Here is a 24558-nt window from a genome sequence, read left to right as displayed (position 1 = left end):
AGATTTAGTGAATATAAAAAATAGTATTTTTTTCAAAAAAAAAAGTCCCGATGTGTATCGGGACTTAAATGTAATTAGAATTTAGAAAACAACTGTTCCATTTTCTCTTTTTCTTCGTCAGCCAATACACTGTCGACTAATATTCTTCCTGAATGTTCATCAGTAATGATTTTTTTTCTAGAAGCAATTTCTACTTGTGTCTGTGGTGGAATCGTAAAGAACGATCCTGCAGATGCACCTCTTTCAATAGAAACAACAGCCAAACCATTACGAACACTAGTTCTGATTCTAGTGTAAGCTTTCAATAATCTTTCTTCGATTAAAGCTTGGTATTCTCCTGATTTTTCAGATAAGAATGCTTCTTCTTTAGCAGTTTCAGCCATGATAGCGTCTAACTCTGATTTTTTGTGCTTCAAGTGATTAGATTTTGCTTCTAATCTTTCTTTAGAACTTGAAATTACTTCTTTCTTATGTTCTATTGAAGCTTTCATTTCTTTAATTTGTTTTTCAGACAATTGAATTTCTAATTCTTGAAATTCAACTTCTTTAGTCAACGAATTAAATTCTCTGTTGTTACGAACAGTTTCTTGTTGCTTCGTATATTTTTTGATAGCCTCTTTGTGCTCATCAATTGCATTCTTTTTTACCTTGATAAGATCTTCGATAACTTCAAGTTCACTTTTCAATTTTTCTGAACGTGTGCTTAAACCAGCCACTTCATCTTCTAAATCTTCAACTTCTAAAGGAAGTTCTCCTCTTACGTTTCTGATTTCGTCAATTCTAGAGTCAATAAGTTGTAAATCGTAAATTGCTCTTAACTTGTCCTCAACACTTAATTCTTTCGTATTCGCCATATTCTATAAGTACTTAACTGGATTTGAATTTTCTTCTGATAAAATAACTGCAAAATTAAGGATTTTTTTCCGAAGATACTCAACAATATAATTTTTTGTATAGCGTTCGCTTTCAAAATGTCCGATATCTGCCAATAAAAGTTTATTTTCGGCTTCATAAAACTGATGATACTTCAAATCGGCAGTTAAATAGGCATCAGCTCCTGCTTGAATCGCATTTTTTATCGCAAAACTTCCTGCTCCGCCAAGAACCGCTACTTTTTTTATTTCCTTTCCTATAAAGTTGGAATGTCGAATCCCACCGCACTGCATTTTTTCTTTTGCAAAAAGAAGAAACTCTTTTTCACTCATGGGATTTTTCAATTCGCCAATCATTCCCAAGCCAATATTTTGATGCTTGTTTTGTAAATCATAAATCTCATATGCGACTTCTTCATAGGCGTGGCTTTTGAATAACGCTTTTAGAATTTTGTTTTCTAAATGTTTTTCGAAAGTCATTTCGATTTTGATTTCGTCGCCTTGCACAAACTCAAATCGCTCTCCAACTTGTGGGTTGCTGTGCTCATTCCCCATATAGGTTCCAATTCCTTTAGAATTAAAACTGCAATTCTCATAATTTCCAATCGTTCCGGCTCCTGCATCAAATAGTGCATTTCGCACTTCTTCCGCATTTTCAGGAATCGTATAGGTTACTAATTTACGAATGAAATTTTCCTTCGGAATCAGGATTTTAGTATTTACCAATCCTAATGCGTCACTGAATATTTTATTCACGCCTTCTTGATGATTGTCTAAAGCGGTGTGGACGGCATAAATAGCAATATCATTTTTTATGGCTTTAATTACGGCTCGTTCCACGTAGTTTTTTCCCGTAATTTTTTTTAAACCTGAAAATAAGATGGGATGAAAACAAACCACCAGATTACAATTTTTTGCAATCGCTTCGTCAATTATATTTTCTAAGGCATCATGGCAAACTAAAATTCCTGTTGCTTCGGATTCTTGATTTCCAACCAATAATCCCACATTGTCAAAATCTTCAGCATAGGCGAGTGGCGCCATTTCTTCAAGTACGGAAATGATTTCTTTGATTTTACTCATCGTTTAGTTTTTTTGGTATTCGTGAATCTTTGATTTCATAACATCAGATTTTTGATTGTTTAATTCTGGATTTTCGAATAAACAAATTAACGAATAAACAAATCAACTTTAAAATAAAATATTCTACTTTCGTATAATGAATTTACTGCGAAAAATACTGTTCCCGTTTGCCATTTTATATGGTCTGATAACGAGTGTTCGGAATTTTCTTTTCGACAAAGGTATTTTAAAATCCTATTCTTTTGATTTGCCTATTATTGCTGTTGGAAATCTAAGTGTTGGCGGAACCGGTAAAACGCCCCAAGTCGAATATCTGATTCGGTTGCTTTCTCAAAATTATAAAATTGCGACGTTAAGCCGTGGCTATAAAAGAGAATCTAAAGGCTTTATTTTGGCGGTAGCCAATTCAAATGCTGCAATTCTTGGCGACGAGCCTTTTCAGTTTTATAAAAAATTTGCAGCCATCCAAGTTGCCGTTGATGCCGATAGGAAAAATGGAATAGAACAATTGCTTTCGCAACAAGAAAAACCAGAAGTGATTCTGCTTGATGATGCTTTTCAACATCGAAAAGTAATAGCGGGATTTTATATTCTACTCACTTCTTATGGTGATTTGTATTCGGATGATTTTATGTTGCCAACAGGGAATTTGCGTGAAGGTAGAACTGGAGCAAAAAGAGCCAATGTGATTATTGTGACCAAATGTCCTTTTAATCTTTTGCCTGACGAACAAAATGATATTAAAAACAGGTTAAAAGTTTCTGAAAATCAGGAATTGTACTTTACTTTTATAGCATACGAAGATTTTATTTATGCAGAGAACCGAAAGATAAATGTAAATGAAATTCAATCGGCTTCTAAATTACTGGTGGCAGGAATTGCAAAACCGGAACCGTTTTTTGCTTATTTGCAGGATACCAATGATGTCTGTTTGTCTTTTCCCGACCATCATAATTTTACTGATAAAGACATTTTGGAAATTAAAAATTTAGCTCAAAATAACATTATTATCACTACCGAAAAAGATTATGTACGATTAAGAGGAAGTTTACCAAGCGAACAACTTTTCTATTTACCTATACAAAGTTCTTTCGTTTCGGGAAGTGAAAATTTTGATAAAACAATTATAGATTATGTGGGAAAAAGTACAAGAAACGGTAAGTCAGATTAAAGGAAAAATCAATTTCACACCGGAATATGGCGTAATTTTAGGTTCAGGATTAGGGAGTTTTACGGATGAAATGAAAGTAGAATATACGTTGCCATACAATGAAATTCTAAATTTTCCTGTTTCGACAGTTCAAGGTCATAAAGGTGCATTAGTTTTTGGAACAATAGGAGATAAGAAAGTCGTTGCCATGCAGGGAAGATTTCATTTCTATGAAGGCTATTCGATGACAGAAGTTACTTTTCCGGTGCGAGTGATGAAATTTTTAGGCGTTGAGAAATTAATAGTTTCAAATGCTTCCGGTGGGGTAAATCCAAGTTATAAAGTAGGTTCTGTTGTGATGATTACAGATCATATTAATATGACACCAGAACATCCTTTGCGTGGGAAAAATGACGAACGTTTCGGACCTCGTTTTGTAAATATGAGTGAGCCGTATTCGAGAAAAATGATTGCGAAAGCTACTGAACTGGCAAAGAAACTAAATATTGAAGTTCATGAAGGAATTTATCTGGGTTTGCAAGGTCCAACTTTTGAAACCTTGGCTGAATACAAAATGGTAAAAATTCTTGGTGCAGATTGTGTAGGAATGTCAACCGTTCCCGAAGTAATTGTGGCACGTCATATGGATTTGGAAACATTTGGCATTTCAGTAATTACCGACATGGGAAATGAAGAAAGTATTGGAACTATTTCACATGACGAAGTATTGGAAGCTGCAAAAAATGCAGAACCAAAAGTGAGAAGTCTTATTAAAGAATTGATTTTAAACTATTAGGGATCTAAATATATTCAGCGATTATACTATAAAATTCCTCTGGGACAAATGGTTTGGTGATTACTTCATTCATTCCAAACGATAAAAGCATTTCGCGGTTTTCATGCAATGAAATTGCGGTAAGAGCAATGATAGGTGTAGTGGTATCAAATGTTCGTATCGTTTCTGTTGCAATTGTTCCGTTTATGCCGGGTAAGTGAACATCCATAAGAACTAAGTCAAATGTATTCGTTTTTAATAAATCGATTGCCTCCTCACCGTTGTCAATTATTTCGCAGATTATTCCTTTATTATCCAGCATTTTTTTGGTAATCATTTGATTGATTTTATTATCCTCAACCAATAGTATTTTTTTGTTTACTAATTTAGAATCGTAGTTTATTTTTGGTTTTTTCTCCATTTGTGTTTCCTGCTGTACACTTATTTTGAATTCTAGGTTAAATGAAAATGAGGAGCCTTCTCCCACGACACTTTTAAGCTTTATATGTCCGCCAAGAATTTTAATTAGTTTTTTTACAATAGTCAATCCTAACCCGGTTCCGCCATATTTGCGATTCACTTCTATGGAGCCTTGGGAGAAACTATCAAAAATGGTTTTTAATTTGTCTTCAGGAATTCCAATCCCTGTATCGGTTACTTCAAAATATAAAGTAGCTTTTTCATCCGTAATTGAAGCTAGTTTAGTGATTACATTTACAGAACCATTTTTTGTGAACTTTAGCGCATTGTTAATTAAATTCAACATTATCTGCGACAATTTTGTAGGATCACCAAGCAAATAATCAGGAATACCAGCATCAATTTCAAGTTCAAAGGTGTTGTTGTTTACTGAAGCCAATTCTTTTAAAGAGTTCTGTATGTTCTCTAATAATTGTTTAAGGTTGAAATTAATGTATTCGATTTCAACTTTATTTGAATCAATTTTATTTATTTCCAGAATTTCATTTATAAATTTTGTCAGATAATCTCCTGAAAATTTCAATGACGACAAATAGTTCATTTGCGATTTTTTTGGTTTTTCTTCCAATAATAAATGAGTGATGCCATTGATGGCATTCAAAGGTGTGCGAAGCTCATGGCTTACGGTTGATAAAAATTCGGATCTTGCATTAGAAGCTTTTTCTGCTTTATTTTTGGCAATTTCTAATTCTTTATTTTTTTCTTTTAACAGTAAATTAGATTGATTTCTAATGATATTATTTTTGTACAAGGATAGACTTAATAAAGATAAAATTGAAATTAAGGCAATTGCAAAAATACTGATCAGTTTCGAAAATTTATTAGCTTTTTCCTGCTCTTTGTTTTCATAATTGGTTTGTGCAATTTCTTTTAATTTTTCAGATTCTTTGAATTTATCATAATCATCAATTCCTAGCCTTTCGTTGTTAAAAATTGCTATCCGCTCTTCCAAATTAAGATGTTGTTTCAAATAGGAATACGCGTTATTTTTGTCTAATGTTTTTTCATGAACATCACTTAAGGCAAGTAAAATATCTGATCTTTGTTCTAGATTTTCGGTTTTACTGTTTAATTCTAATGCTTTATTGAGATAGTTTAACGCCAGATTATTTCTATTTCTGCTGGCTTCAATTCCACCTATTTGATACAAAGCTTCTGCTTTAGTATTTAACAAAGCTGGACTGTCAGGTTTTGCAATTATAATTTTAAAAACGGATAATGCTAAATCTAATTTATTCTTTGATTTGTAAATTAGCCCTCTTTGGAGGTTAAATAATTCAGCAGAATCAGGAATTCTTAATTTATCATTAATGGATTTGGCTCTCTCGAAATATATTGAAGCTCTATTATAATTTTCCTTTTGCATGTAGCATAAGCCAATATAATAGTACGTTGTAGAACGTTCAGAGTTTAGCTCAAAATTCGAAAATAATGCAGCACTTTTCAATAAAGTTTCTATGGCATCATCGTATTTTTTTAAGTCAAAATAAATTTTACCAAGGTTGAAGGTCTGTTGCGCCTGGTCTTTAGTGTTTTTGTTTTTTGTAGCATAACGTATTGCTTTTTGACTATACAATAACGCTTCTTTATAATTATTAGTTTGAATATTGGAGTTACTCAAACGGCTGTAATAGGCAGTGCTATCTATATCCTCATTAGGTTGAGAATAGAGTGAGGAGTAAAAAAAAACAATAAAAACAAAAAAATATTTCATTTGTAACTGAATTTTTTCTGTGGGTTATTTTTATTTTTTTGTTAAATGAATCAAATCAATTATTCTAGAGGAATAACCAATTTCATTGTCATACCATCCTACCACTTTTACCATTTTATCAATAACAGAAGTGAGTTGAGCATCAAATATACATGAATTTTTATTGCCAATCACATCTACAGATACAATCGGGTCTTCGGTATAATCCAAAATGCCTTTCAAAGTAGTTTGTGCGGCAACTTTGAAGGCAGCGTTGATCTCATTTATGGTAACCGCACGTTTTACATTGAAAGTAATATCAGTCAAAGAGCCATCAGGAACGGGTACTCGTATGCCACAACCGCCAATTTTACCTTCAAACTCAGGGAATATTTTTGTCAATGCTTTTGCCGCTCCAGTTGTTGTAGGTACAATAGATTGACTCGCCCCGCGAGCGCGACGTAAATCTTTATGGGGTTGATCGTGTAAACTTTGGTCCGTCGTATAGGAGTGAATGGTGGTGATGTAGGCTTGCTCTATGCCACAAAGGTCATTGATTACTTTAATCATCGGTGCAGCATTATTTGTAGTGCAGCTAGCATTCGAAATAATGGTTTCTGTACCATCAAGAATAAAATCATTTACACCCAAAACTACCGTTTTTATAGTGTCAACTTCTGATGGTGCAGAAAGAATCACTTTTTTGGCGCCAGCAATAATATGGGAATTTAGTTCTTCAAAAGTCTTGTACTTGCCAGTTGATTCCACAACGTAATCAATGTCTATACTTTTCCAATCCAGGTTTGAAATGCTTTTTTCGTGAAAAAATAAAAAATGCTTTCCATCTACCAGAATTCCTTTTTCATCATCACTGACCACAAATGGTAAAACACCGTGAATACTGTCGTATTTCACTAAATGTGCCATTGTTTTTTTATCAGCAATATCATTTATGGCTACAACTTCTATTGAAGGATGGTTCAAAAGTAATCGGAATAAATTCCTGCCGATTCTTCCAAAACCATTTATGGCAATTCTTGTTTTCAAATGTATTCGTTTATTCGTTTATTCGTTTATTTGGTTAACCGATTAAACAAATAAACAAATAAACTATTTATAAAATATGTTTTTGTGCTTTGTAAGAGGAACGAACTAACGGTCCGCTTTCTACATGACGGAAACCTAATTCTAAACCAAACTGCTCGTATTTTGCAAATTGTTCCGGCGTTATAAATTCCTTTACTGGCAAGTGTTTTTTACTCGGTTGCAAGTATTGACCTATCGTAACAATATCAACATTGGCTTCACGCAAATCTCGCATCGTTTGATACACTTCCTCTTCTTGCTCGCCAAGACCCAACATAATTCCCGACTTTGTTCTGTTAATTCCTTTTTCTTTCAAGTAGCGTAATACTTCCAGACTTCGGTCGTATTTTGCCTGAATACGTACTTCACGTGTCAATCTGCGAACCGTTTCCACATTATGCGAAACCACTTCAGGATTCGCTTCCACGATACGGTCAATATTTCTTTCGATACCTTGAAAATCCGGAATCAACGTTTCCAGTGTTGTGTTTGGGTTCATTCTGCGAATGGCTTTCACGGTTTCAATCCAAATAATTGACCCACCATCTTTCAAATCATCTCTGTCAACACTAGTCACAACGGCATGTTTGATTTTCATAATTTTGATAGAACGCGCGACTTTTTCCGGCTCATCCCAATCTACAGTTTCTGGTCTTCCAGTTTTTACACCACAAAAACCACAAGAACGCGTACACACATTTCCTAAAATCATAAATGTAGCCGTCCCTTCGCCCCAGCATTCACCCATATTTGGGCAACTTCCCGAAGTACAAATCGTGTTCAAACTATATTTGTCTACTAAGCTGCGAAGCTCCGTATATTTTTGGCCTATTGGGAGTTTTACCTTCAACCATTTCGGTTTTCCTGTAGGTAAAGTATTTTCTAAAACAGTTTCCATATATCAATTTTCAAAGCACAAAGATAATGAATGTAGTTTATTTGTGGATTCGTTTATATGTTTATTTGAAGAAAGAGAAATGGATGCAGTAGGAGCACAATATTTGGTTGTTTTTATGGAATAGTTGTCTTGCTTTCCGTTATATCCACGCTGATTGCTTCGTTTCTCGCAATGACAGCGTGGGATACCACTACAAATGTAATTCACTTAACTCCTAAATTAAATAAAAGTTTTGTGAAGTAATCAGGGCTAGTTTAGGGCTTTTTGGTGGTTTATGAAAAAATGATAAAAAAAATAATGTGGGTATGAAAAAAGCTTCAAAATTAATTAAAGCTTTTCTTTTTTTATTTAATTCATCTGCACCGTAATGGGAAGATTATAGGCGGTTCGCACTGCTTTTCCGTCAATCATTCCTGGAGACCATTTCGTTTTCAAGGATTTCAAAACTCGAATGGCTTCTTTCCCCAAGCCATAACCTGGATCTCTTTTTACTTGAATATCAGTCATGCTTCCGTCTCTTTCAATTACAAAAGAAACATATACTCGAATCGAACCACTACCTTCTATTTCTTGTTTTTCAAAATTAGTGCCCACATAATTATAGAACTTATTGATTCCACCGGGGAATTCAGGAAGTTTATCCAGAGCAACGCTATTTACAATAGTGTTTCCCAGATCAACAGGTGTTACGGTTTCAGTTCCAGTTCCTGAAGTAGAAGTTGGGTTTATACCAACAGTTCCGGTTCCTTCTGAAGAGGTATTTGTAATATTTGTATTGTCGGTGTTTTTTGCAATGTCCTGATTTGCTTGTGAAGCCTGAACAATTATAGGATTAACAAGTTGAGCGCTTTTGATGGGGACATCAACATCTTTGGTTTTTATCTGAGGAAGAGTCTTTTTTTCTTCAAGCTGATTCGGAATTATGTCTGTAAGTTGGACGACAGTATTTGTAAGTTCAGGAATATCTATTGTGATACTTTTATTGGGATTAAAATAGTTAATGATTACCGGAATACTTAAAGCTGCGGATAAAAATAATACACCCATAAAAAGTGCCATTAATGAAGTTTTAGTACTTTCCTTGCGCAATTGATACGCTCCATATTCTTTATTTCGGTCTTGGAAAACAAGGTTAATCCAGCCGGTATCGTAAATGCTTAGTTTTGACATAATTTATGGATTTAATGGTTAAGTAGTAATTAAATCATAAGCAGAGTTGTTTTTATTTTATAACGTGTAAAATAAGAATTTTAGTATATAAATTTAATAATTATTTTTGATTTTATTAGTTTTATGTTTATTTATTTAACTATAACGTTAATTAATTTACGCTGTTAATTCTTAAATTTGAATTAATACAATAGCAAAGCGCATTCAAATCAATGAATGCGCTTTGCTATTGTATTAAATGATTTATTTAATAGGATTTAAAAAGCATATTTAAATCCTATTTGTATTTGAAACGGATTTCCTGAAAGCGAAGGAAGTCCGGCATTGTTTACTCTGTAATTAAATTGTTGTCTAGTACTGTCAAATCCCGGAACTGCAGCTGTTGTTCCTGATGCGGGTGTGCCTAAAGCATACAATGATTGACTACCAAGGGATTTGTTTACACCCCATTCTTTATTTAATAAATTGGCAACATTAAATATGTCAGCCGTAAATTCTAGGAATTGTTTTTTGTCTATTGCAATTTTTTTACTGATTCTAACATCAACAAGACCATAAAACTCATTTATTCCCCCGTTTCTTTCGGCTAATTTGCCAGAGTATTTATTGATATAATCCTTCAAACTTTGGCTGGCAGCAGGGTTATTAAGTATGGTTTGTAATCCCGTTTTTATATTTTGAGCAACAGCAGGGTTATTGATGTCAAAAATATAAGCTAAGTCATTTGAAGCTGAGACAAAATCGGCATTTGTATTTCCTCCTGAAAGCAAGCTGTAGCGTGTACCACCGATGCCAGAATAACGAACACCAACACTGATACCATAAAAAGTAGGCAATGTTCCATAAAACACCACTTTATGACGGAAATGATTGTCAGAATAACTCATTTTGCTCAAGTCTCTCGGGTCATCTTCTACCGGTAAAACTAAAGTTGCTGTGTTGGCAACGTTTCCATTAAATGAAGTATTGTCCTTTGTGTCATTCAAGGTATAGCTGGCAGATATTTCACCATCTTTAAAATAACGATACGTAACATCTACCACCATTGCAAATTGATTGACTTTTCCCTCACTATTTAATTCTAATACACGTCCTAATTTATTGCTAATACGTCCTTGCATCCAATCTCCAGCGCCATTTGCAGGCATTGAACTAGCGGGAACATACACTCCACGATTTCCTTCATTGGCCAAAGTAAAAAATGGATTAGCTACCATATTTCGATCTACATAAACATAGTTGTTACGTCCTAGAGTTGCATAACCCGCTATTCCTGCTTTCAATTTATCAGTGAAGAAATGGGAGTAAGATAGGTTAGCTTTATAGACTACCGGTACTTTAGCATCTGTTCCTGTGAAATTAATAGTAGGTAATTGAAACGCATCCAAAGTTGGAATACTGGCATAATTATTTCGATAATCAATGAAATTTGGCATAGGAACATTTGGTGATCTTACATCCACTGTAGCCGTATGATTTCCATCAAAATATAAATTATTGATAACCGCATAGTTATTTAAATCGGATGCAAAAATTCCAGCACCTAAGCGAATATAATCTTTGTGGTCTTCATTTACATCCCAAGACAATTGTACTCTCGGTTGAAGAATAGCTGACTGAAGTTTATTGTCCGTACGAATGGCTAATTCATCAAAAACTAATTGATTGAATGTTGCTGTCGGATATTTAGCATAATCAAATCGTAACCCTAAAGTCAGGTCTAATCCCAATGCAATTTTGGTTTGTAACTGACCATAAATTCCAGCGTTTAATATATTTGAAGTTACGGTAGGATCCGCTACCAAAGGTACTTCCCTGTAATAACGATAAGGCGTTAAGTTGTCAAAATTAGCAACATTATTGAAATGGAAACGACCATTTACTTCGCTGCCATATAAAGATTTTGAATTGGTTTGCATTAAATCAAAACCAAAAGTATATTTAACTTTATCCGTGTTAAAGTATAAATTATCTACAATTTGAAAAACATTATTGGTGAATTTTTCTTGTGCAAATCGATGTCCGCCAATTTGGATATTCGTAGTTCTTACTGCCCCATTAATAGTTGAAGCAACATTTTCTACAATAGCGCGTGGAATATTATAGGAAGGCAATTGGTCTCCCGGATTACTGTCCTGAAAGGTATATAAATGCTGTACTTTCAATTCATTCGTAACTCTTGCATTTACTTTAGTTCGTAAAGAAGCCAAAAATACTGTTGTCAACATTTAAATCGTCACCAAATGATTCATATAAATTGATGGTCGTGTTATCCTGTAGCCCTAATTTATTATTGTCATAAGTAAAATTATTACGAACAGTCAATAAATTATTACTGTTAATTTGCCAATCGATACGAGCGAAAGCGGCATCCGAATTACGCTTTTTATCAAAAGTTCCGTATTGTGGAGAATTGGAAACTCCATATTTATTTCGGGCTATAGTCACAAAATTGTCTAATGTAGCTCTTGTAACATTAAAACGTAATTCGTCTTCCGCCGATTGAACATCAGCGATGATTAATGGACGCAAATCTTGTTGGTGATCCCAAGCTACAAAAAAATGTAATTTATCTTTAATGATTGGTCCACCAAAAGTGAAACCATATTGGGACGTAGAAAAATCATTTTGACGTCTATTTCCTCTAATATCGTAAGGGCTGGATAACCAGTCTGCTCGATTATAGGCAAACATACTTCCTGTAAAATCATTTGTTCCTGATTTAGTCACGGCACTTACTGTTCCGCCACCACTTCGACCGTAGCCTACATCATATTGATTGGTAACAACTTTAAACTCTCTTACTGCTTCTATAGATATCGAGTATGGAGCTCCGCTTCGGCTGGTTGTTGATCCTGCCGAAGTTGGATTTTTGGCATTCATTCCGTCCAGTGTGTAATTAGTGGATGAGGCTAATTGTCCTGAAATATTTCCTCCTCTGCTCAAAGGCGATAAATCCATTAAGCTGGTAAAATTTCTTCCGTTTACCGGCAACGCATTGATAAGTTTTGCAGTCACAGCTGTTGCAGCTCCTAAGTTCCCTGTTTTGTTCTTTAAACCTCGACCTACTACTTCGACAACTTCTAAATTTTGAATGTCGTCCTGCATTAGTATTTCGATATTTATTAAATCACCTTGATTTAAAGAGTAGCCGGAGCGCTGTTGTTCTCCGAAACCTGAAGCCTTAACGCTAATGGTGTAAGGTCCGCCTAACGGGAGTTCTTTGAAAGTAAAAACACCTTTAAAATTAGACAATGAGTTGGTTTTAAATCCAGTTGATTCATTTCGAATTTGAACCATTGCATCTTTAATAGGTTCTGAATTATTGCCTAAAACGATACCTGATATAGAGGCTTGAGTAGTTTGGGCAAAATTTTTATTACCGACAAAAACTGTTAGCACAATCGTAAATAAAAATAATTTGAGTTGTTTCATGAATACTTTTTTTTGTTTTTTAGTGCCGACAAAGGAATTGACTAATTGAAAAATGGCTGTTATTTTAACAATAACACTAGAATACTTTTATGTTAATGAAAACCTAAAAAGGAAGCCTGAAAGGAAGATTTTTTAAGGTATTGTTAACCGATTCATCACTAAAATCATCCCATTTCGATAGGTAAAATGTTCTTAATTTAATTCTTTCTTAATATTTGAGCCTGTCGTAAAAGCTAATTTTACCTCAAAAACTTAAATGAAAATTATGAAATTTACTAAACTACTACTGGCATTATCATTAGCCTTATTATTTTCAAACTGTACTTCAAATAAATTTGTGGTTTGTGGGCACAGAGGAGCAATGGGGCATGCCACAGAAAATACTCTAGCATCAATAGAAAAAGGACTCGAATTAAAAGCAGATATGTTAGAAATAGACGTTTTTAAAATCAAAACGGGTGAAATGGTTGTTTTTCATGATGATGATTTGGATCGAATCACAAACGCAAAAGGGAAGATCGAAGAATATACTTTTGAAGAATTAAGAAAAGTTTTGGTTGCCGGGAAACATCAAATCCCAACTTTGCAAGAAGTTATTGAGACTATAGATAAAAAAGTAGTACTTAATATTGAATTGAAAGGTGCAAACACAGCAACGGATACGTATAGAATAATAGAAGAATATAAGAAAAAAGGATGGAGAAATAAAGACTTCTTTATTTCTAGTTTTCGAGTAGCGGAATTGCAAAAAATGAGGTCTTTAAGTAATGAAATAACTATTGGATTACTAACCTATAAAGATCCTATTGAGACTATTATTAAAACAGGAAAAGAGCTTAAAGCTCAGGCAATAAATCCGTATTATAAAACCTTAACAGCTGAAAATGTTGCGGTAATGAAAGCTAATAATTTTAAAATCTATCCTTGGACTGTGAATGAACCCGTAGATATTAAGAATTTACAAGAACTTAAAGTTAGCGGAATTATTACTGATTATCCGGAAAGAATAATAAGATAATTTTTAGGTATCAGGAATTACTTTTGATATAGGAAAGTGGTCTAAAATTAATTTAGATCACTTTTTTGTTTTTAGATGATTAAGAATGTAAGCTGATTTATTAAAATGAAAGTTACCTTTTATTCTGAATGATTTCTGCCAATAATTTCTTGGCGCGAAGCAATTTAATTTTCACATTACTCAAAGGTTCATCTATTTTATTGGCAATTTCCTGGTAACTCATTTCCTGAAAATAGCGTAATTGGATGACTTCTTGGTAATGTGGTTTTAATTCTTTGATGAATTGTAGTAATCGAGAAAGGTTTTGTTCGGTAATCAATTCATCTTCCGCAGATGGAGTAGTGTCGGCAATATTGTAGGCTTGCTGGTCTTGTTCATCGGTAATTTCAACAAAAAGACTTGATTTTTTTTTTCGTAATAAATCGATGTGTACATTTTTTGCAATTGCAATAAGCCACGTGTTAAACTGGAATTCCGAGTTGTAAGTGGCTATTTTATCGAACGCTTTCGAGAACGTTTCGATGGTAATATCCTCTGCATTGGTTTCGTTTTCGGTACGTTTTAGCATAAAACCATACACTTCATTCCAATAATAATTCAATAGAAAAGTAAAGGCAACCTGATCGCCTTGTTTTGCTTTTTCTATTTGTTTGTTTATTTCCAATGTACCGGTTTTGAGAATATATTTGTTATAAAGATATTGATTTGTGTGAAGATAAGTACTATCTCAACGATAGGGAACCAGAATTTAATATCATTTTCTTTAAGTTTTGCTGCCGAAAATCCTACCACAATCCATGCCACAAGATAGCGTAATGCTATTAAACTTAAAACTAATATCCATTGGAATTGAAAAGCTAATAACAGAATGGGCAATAAAATAAACAGTAATTGTGAACAATAGAACGCACCTAATTGTAATTTATCGATAGATTTATAATAGTTTGCCGTAGCAACATGCCTTCTTTTTTGTATCAGCCAGTCTTTATATGTCGTTTTTGGTTTAGAAAGTGTAAAACTTTCCGGTGTGTAGGCGATAGTTGTATTTTTAGCTTTTGCAGCTTGGTTTACAAATAAATCATCGTCTCCAGAACGAATTTGCATGTGCTCGATGAAACCATTTACATTAAAAAATTCTTCCTTTTTATACGCTAGATTTCTTCCTACACCCATATACGGATGTCCAATTTTTGCCCATGAAAAATATTGAATTGCCGTCAGTAAAGTTTCAAAACGGATTATTTTATTCAGAAATGAATTAGCAATTTTTTCATACTTACCATAACCCAAAACAATTGTTTTTTGCATCGTAAATTGAGAGCTCATAGCCGTTATCCATTCTTTTGAAGTTGGGTAACAATCCGCATCCGTGAATAATAAATACTCTTTTTTAGCGGCTTTTATTCCTAAAGTCAATGCATATTTTTTGTTTCCCCAAAAAGCTTCGTTGTTCTCCACTTTTACCAAGCGAACATTTGGATATTGCTTTTCAAAACCTTCAAAAATAGCCAGAGTAGTATCACTTGAAGCATCGTCAATCAGAACAATTTCAAAATCAGGATAGTTTTGTTCCGCAAGTAGAGGAATAAAATTAACAACATTTTCTTCTTCGTTTTTGGCACAAACAATAACCGAAATTGGAATTCTTTTCGGGGTTATTTTCTGCGCTTTAGCGAAAGCAAATTTTCCAAAAACACCTAGATAATACGAAATTTGAACTACAACAATAAAAATAAAAAAGTAAAGAATTAGTATAAGCATCTGAGTTTAATGAGTTTTTAAATCGAGTGCAAAGGTATGAATAGAATTATGAATTGTTAAACACAATCTGTGAATTTTGAAAGAATTTATATTGGACATTTCTTCATCTCATTTGCAATAGCAATGGACTGATTTGAATTGGTTTTTTCTAACTCGGAAATGATGTTTAGATAATTTTTTTCGTCCCTGTTTTGAGATATTTTTTTCGTGGCTTGGATTTCGGTTATTTCAATTTCAAATGCTACAATACCACGAGATTGCATCATAGTTTTTTTAGATAAATCTTCTATGCGAACAGGATTTTCAGAGTTTTGTTCGTACTTATCGACTAGTTTTCTTAACGATTCGATGACGGCTTCTCCTTCGATAATTTTTATTTTTCCGTACACATGAACAGCAATATAGTTCCATGTTGGGACATTTTCATGGTCGTACCAAGAGGAAGAAATATAACTGTGAGGTCCTGAAAACACTGCTAAAATTTGGTCGTCATCTATAAAACCATTCCATTGTGGGTTTTCTTTTGAAATGTGCCCGTATAAAATGTCTTTGCCTTCTTCATTGGTTTCCAGTTCCAAAGGAATATGTGTTGCGCACAATTTTCCTTTGGTTTGATTGATTAGAATACCAAAACTATTCTCTTGCAGAAATTTTTTGATTTCTTCTTTATTTTCGTTTTTGTAGATTTCTGGAGTATACATGTTTTACTGTTTATTATTTCCAAATAGTGTAACCTGATTATATCACATTTACTTCGGCTTCAATATGAATACCAAACGTTTTAAAAATTGTCTCCTGAATATCCTTTGAAACATTCAAAATTTCCTGACCGGTTGCGTTACCATAATTCACTAAAACCAAAGCTTGATTTTTATGAATTCCGGCATCACCAAAACGTTTTCCTTTAAAACCAGCCTGTTCAATTAACCAGCCTGCAGGAACTTTTACTTCGGTTTCAGAAATATCGAAATATTTCATTTCAGGAAATTGCTGATGAATTTTTTCGAAATCCGATTTCAGTAGAATTGGATTTTTAAAGAAACTACCACTGTTTCCCAGTTCTTTGGGATCGGGCAATTTGCTTTGTCGAATGGCAATAACGGCATTACTAACGTCCTTTAAAGTAGGATTAGTGATGCTATTTTTGGCTAATTCAGCCGAAATATCTCCGTATGAAGTGTTGATTTTATGATTCGTTTTTGTCAATTTAAAAACCACCGATGTAATAATGTATTGATTTTTCACTTCGTTTTTGAAAACGCTTTCTCGGTATCCAAAATGACATTCTTCCTTTGTAAAGGTTTTTACTTCCTGACTTTCTATCGTCATTGCTTCACAAGAAATAAAAGTGTCTTTGATTTCGGTTCCATAAGCACCAATATTTTGAACCGGCGTAGTTCCTACATTTCCCGGAATAAGGGACATGTTTTCTAAACCACCAAAATCTTGGTCGATGGTCCAAAGCACAAATTCATGCCAGTTTTCACCAGCCTGACTTTCGACCCAAACAAAATCATTATTTTCTTTAATAATTTTCTTGCCTTTCAAATCGATATGAATAACGAGGGCGTCAATATCTTTTGTCAAAAGCATATTACTTCCGCCACCCAAAATAAATTTTTTCTGTGCTTTATTCTCTTGTAAAATAGTTGACAAATCCTGTACAGAATGCACGGCAACGAACTGTTTTGCTTTAGCTTCAATGCCAAAAGTATTGTGTTTTTTTAAAGAGAAATTAGGTACTATTTCCATAAAAGAAAGTGCTTTTTGAATTGTTTTATTCCGCACCAAAAGTAAGGATTAAAATTTAGTTGCATACGTTTTCATCCAGATATGCATCATAAACAATGGCATAATATAAGGAGTCATTCTGGTGTCGCCTTTTTGTAAATTCTGAACGAGTTTTTGAATGTTTATATGTTGAAAATAAGACATTTGAAATAAATCACTTTTCGAAAATGATTCTAATTCGTCTTTAAAAGCGGGACTCTTTGTGATGTAATCACCCCAAGGCGCACTCAGTCCTAATTTTCTGAATTTTAGAATTTCATCTGGTAAACGATTTTCCATAGCCTTTTTTAGAATGAATTTCCATTTTTTACCTGCAAATAACCATTTGTCTTCCAATGATCCTAATCCAACAATTAATCTTGGATCTAAAAATGGTTCCCTGCATTCAATCGAAGCGCCCATTGTGCAACGGTCGTTTCTGTCAAGAAGCGAGCATAAATAGGTATGTTGATCAAAATAAAGTGCTTGTCTGCGTAAATTATTCGGATACAATGACTTTGCTTCTTTATAGATTTGTTTCCTGTATTCGTTTTTTGGGGGCGTATTAATTCCAAAAATTTCCGCAATATCATTGGGATAAATATTGGAGCCGTTGAAAATAACCAAATTAGATTTTTTATTGATTTGGGCATAACGCGTTAACTTTTCATATCGCGGTTGTTTTGTAAAAACATCCAGATTTCCAATGGTGGCAATAGAATTCAATAAAGACGGATATTGTAAGGCTTTGTATCGTACATAACCACCCATTAATTCATCTGCCCCTTCACCGGAAAGGAACACTTTTACGGATGGTTTTGCCATTTGTGAAACAGCTAAAAGGTGAGGCTCACTTAAATGCATGATCGGTTCATCCTGAAAGTATGTAGAACTGATTAATTTATCATAAAGGTTTTTGTGCTCTAATTGCATGGTTTGAAAACCATAATCGAACTTCTCTGCCATCATTTTAGCCAAATGTGCTTCGTTATGTTCTTTCTCTTTGAAACCAATATTAAAGGTTTGTATGTCTTTGTAATTTTGGTGGTGTAATGAGGCCAAAATCGAGGAAGAATCCAGTCCGCCGCTCAATAGAACACCCACTGGAACGTCACTTACCATCCTCAGTTTTACAGAGTCATCAAAAGTTTCCTGAAACCATTCTACAGGGTTTTTGATTTTTGGCTGGTTTTGAATTTCCTTTTTTAAGTCCCACCACTTTTCAATGGTTACTTTTCCACTTTCATGAATGGTCATGATATGTCCGGGTAATACTTTTTTTATGTTTTGATATAAGGTGTTTTCACCGGCAACAAATCGGTTAAAAATGTATTCTTCCAGTCCGTCTTGTGCAATTTTGAGAGGAACTCCAGCCGTGAAAAGCGCTTTTTGCTCGGATGCGAAATAAAAAGTTTCATTGTAAAAAGAATAATATAAAGGCTTAACGCCCATTCTATCCCGAACAACGGTTAGCTTTTTTTCTAATTTATCCCAAATAGCAAATGCAAACATTCCGTTGAGGCGATTGAGCATTTTTAAGCCATGCAATTGGAATAGTTTCATCAAAACCTCGGTATCTGAAGTAGTTCTGATGTCAAATCCATTGTTTTTTAACTCTGGATAAAATTCTTTAAAATTGTAGATTTCACCATTATAAACCAGCACATATCTTCCGTCTTCAGACAGGAAAGGTTGGTGTCCGGACATGGAAACATCCAGAATTGAAAGTCTTCTGTGTCCAAAACCAATATTGTTTTCTATGAACAATCCTTTATCATCAGGACCGCGATGCTCGAGCGAATCGCGCATCTTAGTAAGAACGCGTTCGTCAACTTTTTTTTGTAATTGTAAATGCAAGATTCCATTAATTCCACACATAGTTAATTGGGGCTATTTGTGTTGATTAATTCGTGGTATTTATTGGCAATGATTTTCATATTTATGTTGTAATCTGCATTTTTTTCTACAAATATTCTATTTTTTAAAACGGCTTCGTTTCGAAGTTTATTGTTTTCAAATGCCCAGATTAATTCGTCTGCAAGCATTTCAAAATCATCAGCAGTAATCAATTGTCCGTTTTTGCGGTGTTTAATCCAACTTTTATTTCCTGCAATATCGGTTACAATTGGATAACAATTAGTAGCCATTGCTTCAAATAATGAGGCCGAAACACCTTCGGTTATTGGCATGCTGATGTAAATGTTAGATTCTTGCAATAGTTTTGGTAATGCTGTATTTGGAATTCTTCCGGTAAAGTTGACTTTGTTTTCAATGCCTAAATCTTTTGCTAAATCTTTCAGTTTAGAAAGTTGAATTCCGTCTCCTATAATGGTAAGTACGAAATCTAGTCCTTTTTGGTTTAAAACGGAAAATGCTTTTAAAATAACATTATGACGGTATTCCGGTAATAAAGAACGAGTGACTATGGCGCAAATTTTTTCAGGATTGGCGTTGTTTTTATTTTCAAATTTTGCCAAATCAATTCCTTTTGGTAAAACCAAAACTTTATTCATATCAACATTAGCTTCCATCATAGAAAGAGTCATCACTGGTCCCCAAGAATGAATTAAATCTGCTTTTTTGAAAGCATAACTCTGAATGATTTTTTTTAATGGTAATGAAATCGATTTTTCTGGCCATAAATCAGTTCTACCCTGTTGAGCAATTGCAATAGGTTTTGCACCGGATAATGCAGCAAGAAAACCGTAACTTGTTGTTCTCTCTGCAATTACCATGTCTGGTTGTTGGGCTTTTATTATTTTTCGGATTTTAAAAATGGCCAATTCAAATTCGAAAATCCTTAGAATTCGGTTATAAATACCAGTACTGGGTGTTTTTAATTCCCAAGTAATAATTTCAAAATCACCAAATTCCTTTAGGCCGTTCATCCAAGTGATGGCGTCGGCTCTGTAAGACTCCCCTAGAAATAGAATTTTCTTTTTTTTCATCAACGTAAATTATAATTACTCAGAAGTTAAAGCGCGATTTATAAAATCGTTCAATGGTTTTAGTGCAATCAGTTTTTTACTCATTGTAGCAACAAAATCTTTTTTTGTCACTTCTGAAATATCAATTCTTTGAGAAGATTCAAAGCTTTTCAGTTTGAGAAATTCAATAGCCGGATGCTCTTTTTCGTACCCTCTTGGTGGGTTTTTCAACATGCTTTTTTCATTACGATCAAAATCTTTAAATTCCCTTTTGAAATCTTTTTCGTTAAGAATGGCTTCTAAATCATCATGGAAGTAGGCAATTTCTTTGCGCATTTTTTTCAAATCTTCCGCTTCGGGGCAATACAATCCTCCGGCAATAAAACTGGCTCCTTTTTCTAAGTGAATGTAATAACCGGAACGATTCAAACCTTTTGCTCCAGACGAAAGCCAAACACCTAAATGCGATTTATAAGGAGTCTTGTCTTTAGAAAACCGAATGTCACGATTGATTCTAAAGGTGCAATTTTTGACTTCCAGCATTTCCAGCGATGGATCAAGCGGTTTCATGGCGTCAAGTAAATCGGCAACTAATTGTTGGTAGTTTTTCTTGAAAGCTTCGTAGCGTTTTTTATTTTCCAAAAACCAATCTCGATTGTTGTTGGCTTTTAAATCATCCAGAAATTGCAGTGTGTCTTTTGAAAGCATCTTGAATTATTGTATTTGTTTTCTTAATTCCTCTTCACTTATAAAACCAGAATGTTTCCATTTTACTACTGCATTGTCATACAATAATACCGTAGGAAGTTCACTTATTTTCATTTCAGCCATCAAGGTTTTATTTTTATCGGCATCCAATCGGATGATAACCACTTTGTCCGCCAATTCTTTTTCCATTTGCAAAAGATACGGTTTCATTTTTTTGCATGGGGCGCACCATTCTGCATAAAAATCAATCAATACTTTTTTATCCGAATTTATTAATTTATTGTATTGCTGAATTGACAAGCCAATTATTTTATTGCTTGGTTTAGATAATCCGGCGGCATCCCATTTTAGAATTCCTCCTTCTAATTGATAAATAGTTTTAAAACCTAATTCGTTTAGTTTTTCAGCAGCTTTTTGGCTTCTTCCACCACTTTTACAATACACAAAAACGGGTTTTGATTTGTCAAGCTTTTCGGCATTTATAACAAAGTCATTACTAAGCCAATTTATATTTTTAGCATTGTCAATACGTTCTGATGCAAACTCTTCAGGAGTTCTTACGTCGAGAATTTGTGGATTTGGAGTTGCTGCAATTTTTTCTGCAAAGATTTTGGCTTCAATAGTCTTTACATTTTTTGAAGTTTGACCGGTGCAGGATAATACTACGAAGCCTATGATAGCCAAGAATATGGAATGAAATTTCATGTATTCGGGATTAAAATTGAATATGCTAAAATAGGTAATTTTTCAATTTTCAAACGGTATAAATTACAAAATAAAAGTTATAAGTTGAAAATTTTATACGTCTGATGTGTCGATTTTACAATGGCTTCGGTACGTTCCGGATGTGTATCTGATATAAAAAGCTGCCCAAAAGTATCGCTGTTGACCATTTCTATGATTTTGGCTACGCGACTTTCGTCTAATTTATCAAAGATGTCATCAAAAAGTAAAATTGGTTTTACACCGCTTTGCTTTTTTAGGAACTCAAATTGAGCTAGTTTCAAGGCGATTAGAAACGATTTTTGTTGGCCTTGTGAGCCAAATTTTTTAATTGGATGTTGGTCTATTTCAAACGCTAAATCGTCTTTGTGAATCCCTACACTTGTATAGTGTAAAGCTCTGTCTTTATTGATGTTTTCCTGTAATAAAGTCAATAAGTCTTTTTCGAATAAATGACTTTCATACACCAGTTGAACCGTTTCTTGAGAACCGGTTATGGCTTGGTGATGTGTGTTGAAAATAGGAATAAACTGGTTGATAAATTCTTTTCTTTTTTCGAAAATATAATCTCCAAAACCGTTGAGTTGCTCATTATATATAGAGAGTGTATCGGTGTCAAAAACATGATTTAATGCAAAATATTTCAACAAAGCATTGCGCTGACTCATTACTTTTTGATATTGAATGAGTTGCTGTAAATAATGGGAATCCAGTTGCGAAATCACGCTGTCCATGAATTTTCTTCTGGTTTCGCTGCCTTCTACAATCAAATCCCTGTCGGCAGGAGAAATGATAACCAAAGGAATAAAGCCAATATGATCTGAGAATTTATCATATGCTTTTCCGTTGCGTTTCAATATCTTTTTTTGTCCTTTTTTTAAACTACAAAGAATTTGTTCATTTCTTTCGTTTTTTTCAAATTCAGCATCAATCACAAAGAATTCTTCTCCATGTTTAATATTCTGAACGGCTAATGGATTGAAATAGCTTTTTCCATACGATAAATGGTAGATTGCATCAAGCACATTTGTCTTTCCAATACCATTCTTACCTACAAAACAATTTATTTTGTTGTCAAAATCGAAATTTGCTTCCGAAAAATTCTTATAATTGAATAATGAAATCTTTTTTAAATACATTTTTGTGTGAGGTACAAAGTTACGAAGTGGCAAAGGTACTAAGTTTTTAAGTTAGCAAAGTGGCAAAGTTTTAGTTCAAGGCTTTCAATCTTTTTAAGGCTTTCAGTCTTTGAGAAACTTCCGAGTTTTAATGTTTGCGGCTAGATTTCCCTTGGAGCTAAGGGGTTAATTCTTTGCGACTTTGAGCCTTTGTAGCTTTTCTTCTTAATTTTGAAATATAAAAGCATATTTTTTATGTCGGTTTGAATAAAAATTTTATTTTTGCGACTCACTAAATTAAAAATAAATGGCTACTTACAGTAAAAGAGGATATAAAGCACCAAAAGAAAAAGAAGTAAATGACGCGGTTGAAGCAGTACAAATTGATGAAAAAGACAGCACTACAGCTGGTGTTTTTTCAACATTAGACGAAACAGCTTCGAAAACTGAGGATTGGGTAGCTAAAAACCAAAAAGTTATTATTGGTTTAGTTGCCGCTGCTGCTATTTTTACAATTGGTTATTTAGGATACCAAAGATTCGTTGCTGCGCCACAACAAAATGAAGCGGCTAACGAAATGTTTGTGGCACAACAAAATTTCCAAAAAGCAACTGATGGAGTAGCAAGTGACTCATTATATAAATTATCTTTGAATGGTTCAGAAGGTAAATTTGGATTTTTAAAAATTGCTGATGAATATTCTGGAACTGATGCAGGAAATTTAGCTAATTATTATGCTGGAATTGCTTATTTAAACACAGGAAAATATACTGAAGCGATTGATTATTTAAGTAAATTTAAATCTGATGATATTGTTCTGGGAGCTTTAGCAAAAGGAGCAATTGGAGATGCTTATTCTCAAAAAAATCAACCGAAAGAAGCTTTAGAAAATTACGTAAAAGCGGCTGAGTCAAATAAAAATGATTTCACTACGCCACGCTTCTTGTTGAAAGCTGGAAAAACAGCTTTAACATTAGGAAATAAAGCAGACGCTTTGAAATATTTTACAGACATTAAAGACAATTTTGAAGGAGCTCCAGAGGCTGCTTCAGTTGACGTTTTGATAGGATTAGCACAATAGTAAAAAATGATATAAGATTGGTGATTTAAGATTAGAGAATTTTGATTTCAAAATGCTATCTTTAATATCTGAAATCAAAATTCTAAAATCAAAATTCTAAAATCAAATGGCTACCGTAAATAAAAACTTATCCGAGTACGATAAAAATGCAGTCCCAAACGCGAAAGATTTTCGCTTTGGGATTGTTGTTTCAGAATGGAATGATTCTATAACTGAAGGACTTTATAGAGGCGCTATTGAAGCCCTTTTGGAAAACCAAGTTCCAGCCCAGCATATTATTCGCTGGAATGTTCCTGGTAGTTTCGAGCTTATTTATGGATCAAAGAAAATGTTGCAAACACAGAATGTTGATGCTGTTATTGCTATTGGATGTGTAATTCAAGGGCAAACCAAGCATTTTGATTTTGTATGTGAAGGAGTAACGCAAGGCATTAAAGACCTGAATGTTCAAACGGATATTCCTGTTATTTTTTGTGTTTTGACTGATAATACCATGCAACAATCTATTGATAGAAGTGGAGGAATTCACGGTAATAAAGGTACAGAAGCGGCTATTGCAGCTATCAAAATGGCCTATATCCGTCAACAGGCTTCGTTGTCACATCAAATAGATAATCAACATTTATTGTCTTCCGGAGCTATTCAACTGGAAGAAGGAACGCCTTTAGAGTTGAAGGAATAAATAATAAAAACACTAATTATTAAACCTATACTGTCTCATAAATAGTATAGGTTTTTTTGTTTTTTTTTATGATTAAATAAGCTGCCATTCCCAATAGAATTTCATTAAATTTGTGCATCTTGGTTTTA

20 protein-coding genes and 1 pseudogene are annotated in these 24558 nt (G+C 33.8%); 5 read left to right on the top strand and 16 right to left on the bottom strand.

Going from position 1 to position 24558, the window contains the following annotated elements; all coding sequences use genetic code 11:
- Positions 1 to 74 precede the first annotated feature (74 nt).
- Both E0H99_RS07505 and E0H99_RS07500 read right to left on the bottom strand, forming a co-directional pair.
- On the bottom strand, positions 75 to 854 hold the full coding sequence (locus tag E0H99_RS07505) for a zinc ribbon domain-containing protein (RefSeq protein WP_131993247.1): 780 nt from the start codon (positions 852 to 854) through the stop codon (positions 75 to 77).
- 3 nt (positions 855 to 857) lie between these two features.
- Positions 858 to 1955, bottom strand: a complete 1098-nt coding sequence (locus E0H99_RS07500; protein WP_131993244.1) for a Nif3-like dinuclear metal center hexameric protein — start codon at positions 1953 to 1955, stop codon at positions 858 to 860.
- 136 nt (positions 1956 to 2091) lie between these two features.
- Between E0H99_RS07500 and lpxK the strand changes: the two genes are divergently transcribed.
- Positions 2092 to 3126 (top strand): tetraacyldisaccharide 4'-kinase, encoded by a 1035-nt coding sequence (lpxK, locus tag E0H99_RS07495; RefSeq protein ID WP_131993241.1) that lies wholly within the window; start codon positions 2092 to 2094, stop codon positions 3124 to 3126.
- Positions 3089 to 3901 (top strand): purine-nucleoside phosphorylase, encoded by an 813-nt coding sequence (locus tag E0H99_RS07490; protein WP_131993238.1) that lies wholly within the window; start codon positions 3089 to 3091, stop codon positions 3899 to 3901. Before lpxK ends, E0H99_RS07490 begins: the two co-directional genes overlap by 38 nt.
- Positions 3902 to 3905: 4 nt before the next feature.
- Here the strand turns inward: E0H99_RS07490 and E0H99_RS07485 are convergent, their stop codons facing one another.
- From E0H99_RS07485 to E0H99_RS07465, 5 genes and pseudogenes are all read right to left on the bottom strand, one after another.
- Positions 3906 to 6074: an ATP-binding protein gene (locus tag E0H99_RS07485; protein ID WP_131993235.1), complete on the bottom strand. Its 2169-nt coding sequence runs from the start codon at positions 6072 to 6074 to the stop codon at positions 3906 to 3908.
- Positions 6075 to 6104: 30 nt separating this feature from the next.
- Positions 6105 to 7100: a type I glyceraldehyde-3-phosphate dehydrogenase gene (gene gap / locus E0H99_RS07480; RefSeq protein ID WP_131993232.1), complete on the bottom strand. Its 996-nt coding sequence runs from the start codon at positions 7098 to 7100 to the stop codon at positions 6105 to 6107.
- Between the two features lie 67 nt (positions 7101 to 7167).
- A complete protein-coding gene (lipA, locus tag E0H99_RS07475; RefSeq protein WP_131993229.1) occupies positions 7168 to 8037 on the bottom strand; it encodes a lipoyl synthase in 870 nt (289 codons plus the stop codon).
- A gap of 348 nt (positions 8038 to 8385) precedes the next feature.
- Positions 8386 to 9207, bottom strand: a complete 822-nt coding sequence (locus E0H99_RS07470; protein WP_131993226.1) for an energy transducer TonB — start codon at positions 9205 to 9207, stop codon at positions 8386 to 8388.
- A 257-nt stretch (positions 9208 to 9464) separates the two neighbouring features.
- Positions 9465 to 12642, bottom strand: a pseudogene (locus E0H99_RS07465) (carboxypeptidase regulatory-like domain-containing protein).
- Between the two features lie 265 nt (positions 12643 to 12907).
- On the opposite strand from E0H99_RS07465, the gene E0H99_RS07460 reads away from it, so the two are divergent.
- Complete coding sequence (locus tag E0H99_RS07460; RefSeq protein ID WP_131993223.1) at positions 12908 to 13660, top strand: glycerophosphodiester phosphodiesterase; 753 nt, start codon at positions 12908 to 12910, stop codon at positions 13658 to 13660.
- Between the two features lie 112 nt (positions 13661 to 13772).
- Here the strand turns inward: E0H99_RS07460 and E0H99_RS07455 are convergent, their stop codons facing one another.
- From E0H99_RS07455 to recF, 9 genes are all read right to left on the bottom strand, one after another.
- Positions 13773 to 14324: an RNA polymerase sigma factor gene (locus E0H99_RS07455; RefSeq protein ID WP_131993220.1), complete on the bottom strand. Its 552-nt coding sequence runs from the start codon at positions 14322 to 14324 to the stop codon at positions 13773 to 13775.
- Positions 14315 to 15421 (bottom strand): glycosyltransferase, encoded by a 1107-nt coding sequence (locus E0H99_RS07450; protein WP_131993217.1) that lies wholly within the window; start codon positions 15419 to 15421, stop codon positions 14315 to 14317. Before E0H99_RS07450 ends, E0H99_RS07455 begins: the two co-directional genes overlap by 10 nt.
- 86 nt (positions 15422 to 15507) lie before the next feature.
- Positions 15508 to 16122 (bottom strand): FMN-binding negative transcriptional regulator, encoded by a 615-nt coding sequence (locus E0H99_RS07445; RefSeq protein WP_131993214.1) that lies wholly within the window; start codon positions 16120 to 16122, stop codon positions 15508 to 15510.
- Positions 16123 to 16159: 37 nt separating this feature from the next.
- A complete protein-coding gene (murB, locus tag E0H99_RS07440; protein WP_131993211.1) occupies positions 16160 to 17173 on the bottom strand; it encodes a UDP-N-acetylmuramate dehydrogenase in 1014 nt (337 codons plus the stop codon).
- A 48-nt stretch (positions 17174 to 17221) separates the two neighbouring features.
- Positions 17222 to 19069, bottom strand: coding sequence for an asparagine synthase (glutamine-hydrolyzing) (gene asnB / locus E0H99_RS07435; protein ID WP_131993208.1), 1848 nt, complete (start codon positions 19067 to 19069; stop codon positions 17222 to 17224).
- A gap of 2 nt (positions 19070 to 19071) precedes the next feature.
- Entirely contained in the window at positions 19072 to 20139 is a 1068-nt protein-coding gene (locus E0H99_RS07430; RefSeq protein WP_131993205.1) for a glycosyltransferase, read from the bottom strand.
- 15 nt (positions 20140 to 20154) lie between these two features.
- Entirely contained in the window at positions 20155 to 20826 is a 672-nt protein-coding gene (locus E0H99_RS07425) for a DUF2461 domain-containing protein (RefSeq protein ID WP_131993202.1), read from the bottom strand.
- A 6-nt stretch (positions 20827 to 20832) separates the two neighbouring features.
- Positions 20833 to 21531, bottom strand: a complete 699-nt coding sequence (locus E0H99_RS07420; protein WP_131993199.1) for a thioredoxin domain-containing protein — start codon at positions 21529 to 21531, stop codon at positions 20833 to 20835.
- Positions 21532 to 21608: 77 nt separating this feature from the next.
- Positions 21609 to 22688, bottom strand: a complete 1080-nt coding sequence (recF, locus tag E0H99_RS07415; protein WP_131993196.1) for a DNA replication/repair protein RecF — start codon at positions 22686 to 22688, stop codon at positions 21609 to 21611.
- Between the two features lie 286 nt (positions 22689 to 22974).
- Between recF and E0H99_RS07410 the strand changes: the two genes are divergently transcribed.
- Together E0H99_RS07410 and ribH are read left to right on the top strand one after the other, a co-directional pair.
- Positions 22975 to 23748 carry a tetratricopeptide repeat protein gene (locus E0H99_RS07410; RefSeq protein WP_131993194.1) on the top strand — a complete coding sequence of 258 codons (774 nt, stop codon included), beginning with the start codon at positions 22975 to 22977 and terminating at the stop codon, positions 23746 to 23748.
- Between the two features lie 106 nt (positions 23749 to 23854).
- Positions 23855 to 24430 carry a 6,7-dimethyl-8-ribityllumazine synthase gene (gene ribH / locus E0H99_RS07405; RefSeq protein WP_131993191.1) on the top strand — a complete coding sequence of 192 codons (576 nt, stop codon included), beginning with the start codon at positions 23855 to 23857 and terminating at the stop codon, positions 24428 to 24430.
- Positions 24431 to 24558 lie beyond the last annotated feature (128 nt).

The sequence above is a fragment of the Flavobacterium sp. GT3P67 genome (assembly GCF_004349155.1).
In the GTDB taxonomy this organism is placed as follows: Bacteria; Bacteroidota; Bacteroidia; order Flavobacteriales; family Flavobacteriaceae; genus Flavobacterium; species Flavobacterium ranwuense.
Note: the sequence above shows the minus strand (reverse complement) of the source record. Positions and strands in the feature narration are given on the sequence as shown.

Bases quoted from the DNA above. Each gene is read 5' to 3' on its own strand.
- lipA (WP_131993229.1), bottom strand. From the start codon at position 8,037: ATGGAAACTGTTTTAGAAAATACTTTACCTACAGGAAAACCGAAATGG.
- E0H99_RS07430 (WP_131993205.1), bottom strand. From the start codon at position 20,139: ATGAAAAAAAAGAAAATTCTATTTCTAGGGGAGTCTTACAGAGCCGAC.
- E0H99_RS07425 (WP_131993202.1), bottom strand. From the start codon at position 20,826: ATGCTTTCAAAAGACACACTGCAATTTCTGGATGATTTAAAAGCCAAC.
- recF (WP_131993196.1), bottom strand. From the start codon at position 22,688: ATGTATTTAAAAAAGATTTCATTATTCAATTATAAGAATTTTTCGGAA.
- E0H99_RS07470 (WP_131993226.1), bottom strand. From the start codon at position 9,207: ATGTCAAAACTAAGCATTTACGATACCGGCTGGATTAACCTTGTTTTC.
- E0H99_RS07450 (WP_131993217.1), bottom strand. From the start codon at position 15,421: ATGCTTATACTAATTCTTTACTTTTTTATTTTTATTGTTGTAGTTCAA.
- asnB (WP_131993208.1), bottom strand. From the start codon at position 19,069: ATGTGTGGAATTAATGGAATCTTGCATTTACAATTACAAAAAAAAGTT.
- E0H99_RS07445 (WP_131993214.1), bottom strand. From the start codon at position 16,122: ATGTATACTCCAGAAATCTACAAAAACGAAAATAAAGAAGAAATCAAA.
- E0H99_RS07485 (WP_131993235.1), bottom strand. From the start codon at position 6,074: ATGAAATATTTTTTTGTTTTTATTGTTTTTTTTTACTCCTCACTCTAT.
- lpxK (WP_131993241.1), top strand. From the start codon at position 2,092: ATGAATTTACTGCGAAAAATACTGTTCCCGTTTGCCATTTTATATGGT.
- E0H99_RS07410 (WP_131993194.1), top strand. From the start codon at position 22,975: ATGGCTACTTACAGTAAAAGAGGATATAAAGCACCAAAAGAAAAAGAA.
- murB (WP_131993211.1), bottom strand. From the start codon at position 17,173: ATGGAAATAGTACCTAATTTCTCTTTAAAAAAACACAATACTTTTGGC.
- E0H99_RS07460 (WP_131993223.1), top strand. From the start codon at position 12,908: ATGAAATTTACTAAACTACTACTGGCATTATCATTAGCCTTATTATTT.
- E0H99_RS07490 (WP_131993238.1), top strand. From the start codon at position 3,089: ATGTGGGAAAAAGTACAAGAAACGGTAAGTCAGATTAAAGGAAAAATC.
- E0H99_RS07500 (WP_131993244.1), bottom strand. From the start codon at position 1,955: ATGAGTAAAATCAAAGAAATCATTTCCGTACTTGAAGAAATGGCGCCA.
- E0H99_RS07420 (WP_131993199.1), bottom strand. From the start codon at position 21,531: ATGAAATTTCATTCCATATTCTTGGCTATCATAGGCTTCGTAGTATTA.
- E0H99_RS07505 (WP_131993247.1), bottom strand. From the start codon at position 854: ATGGCGAATACGAAAGAATTAAGTGTTGAGGACAAGTTAAGAGCAATT.
- ribH (WP_131993191.1), top strand. From the start codon at position 23,855: ATGGCTACCGTAAATAAAAACTTATCCGAGTACGATAAAAATGCAGTC.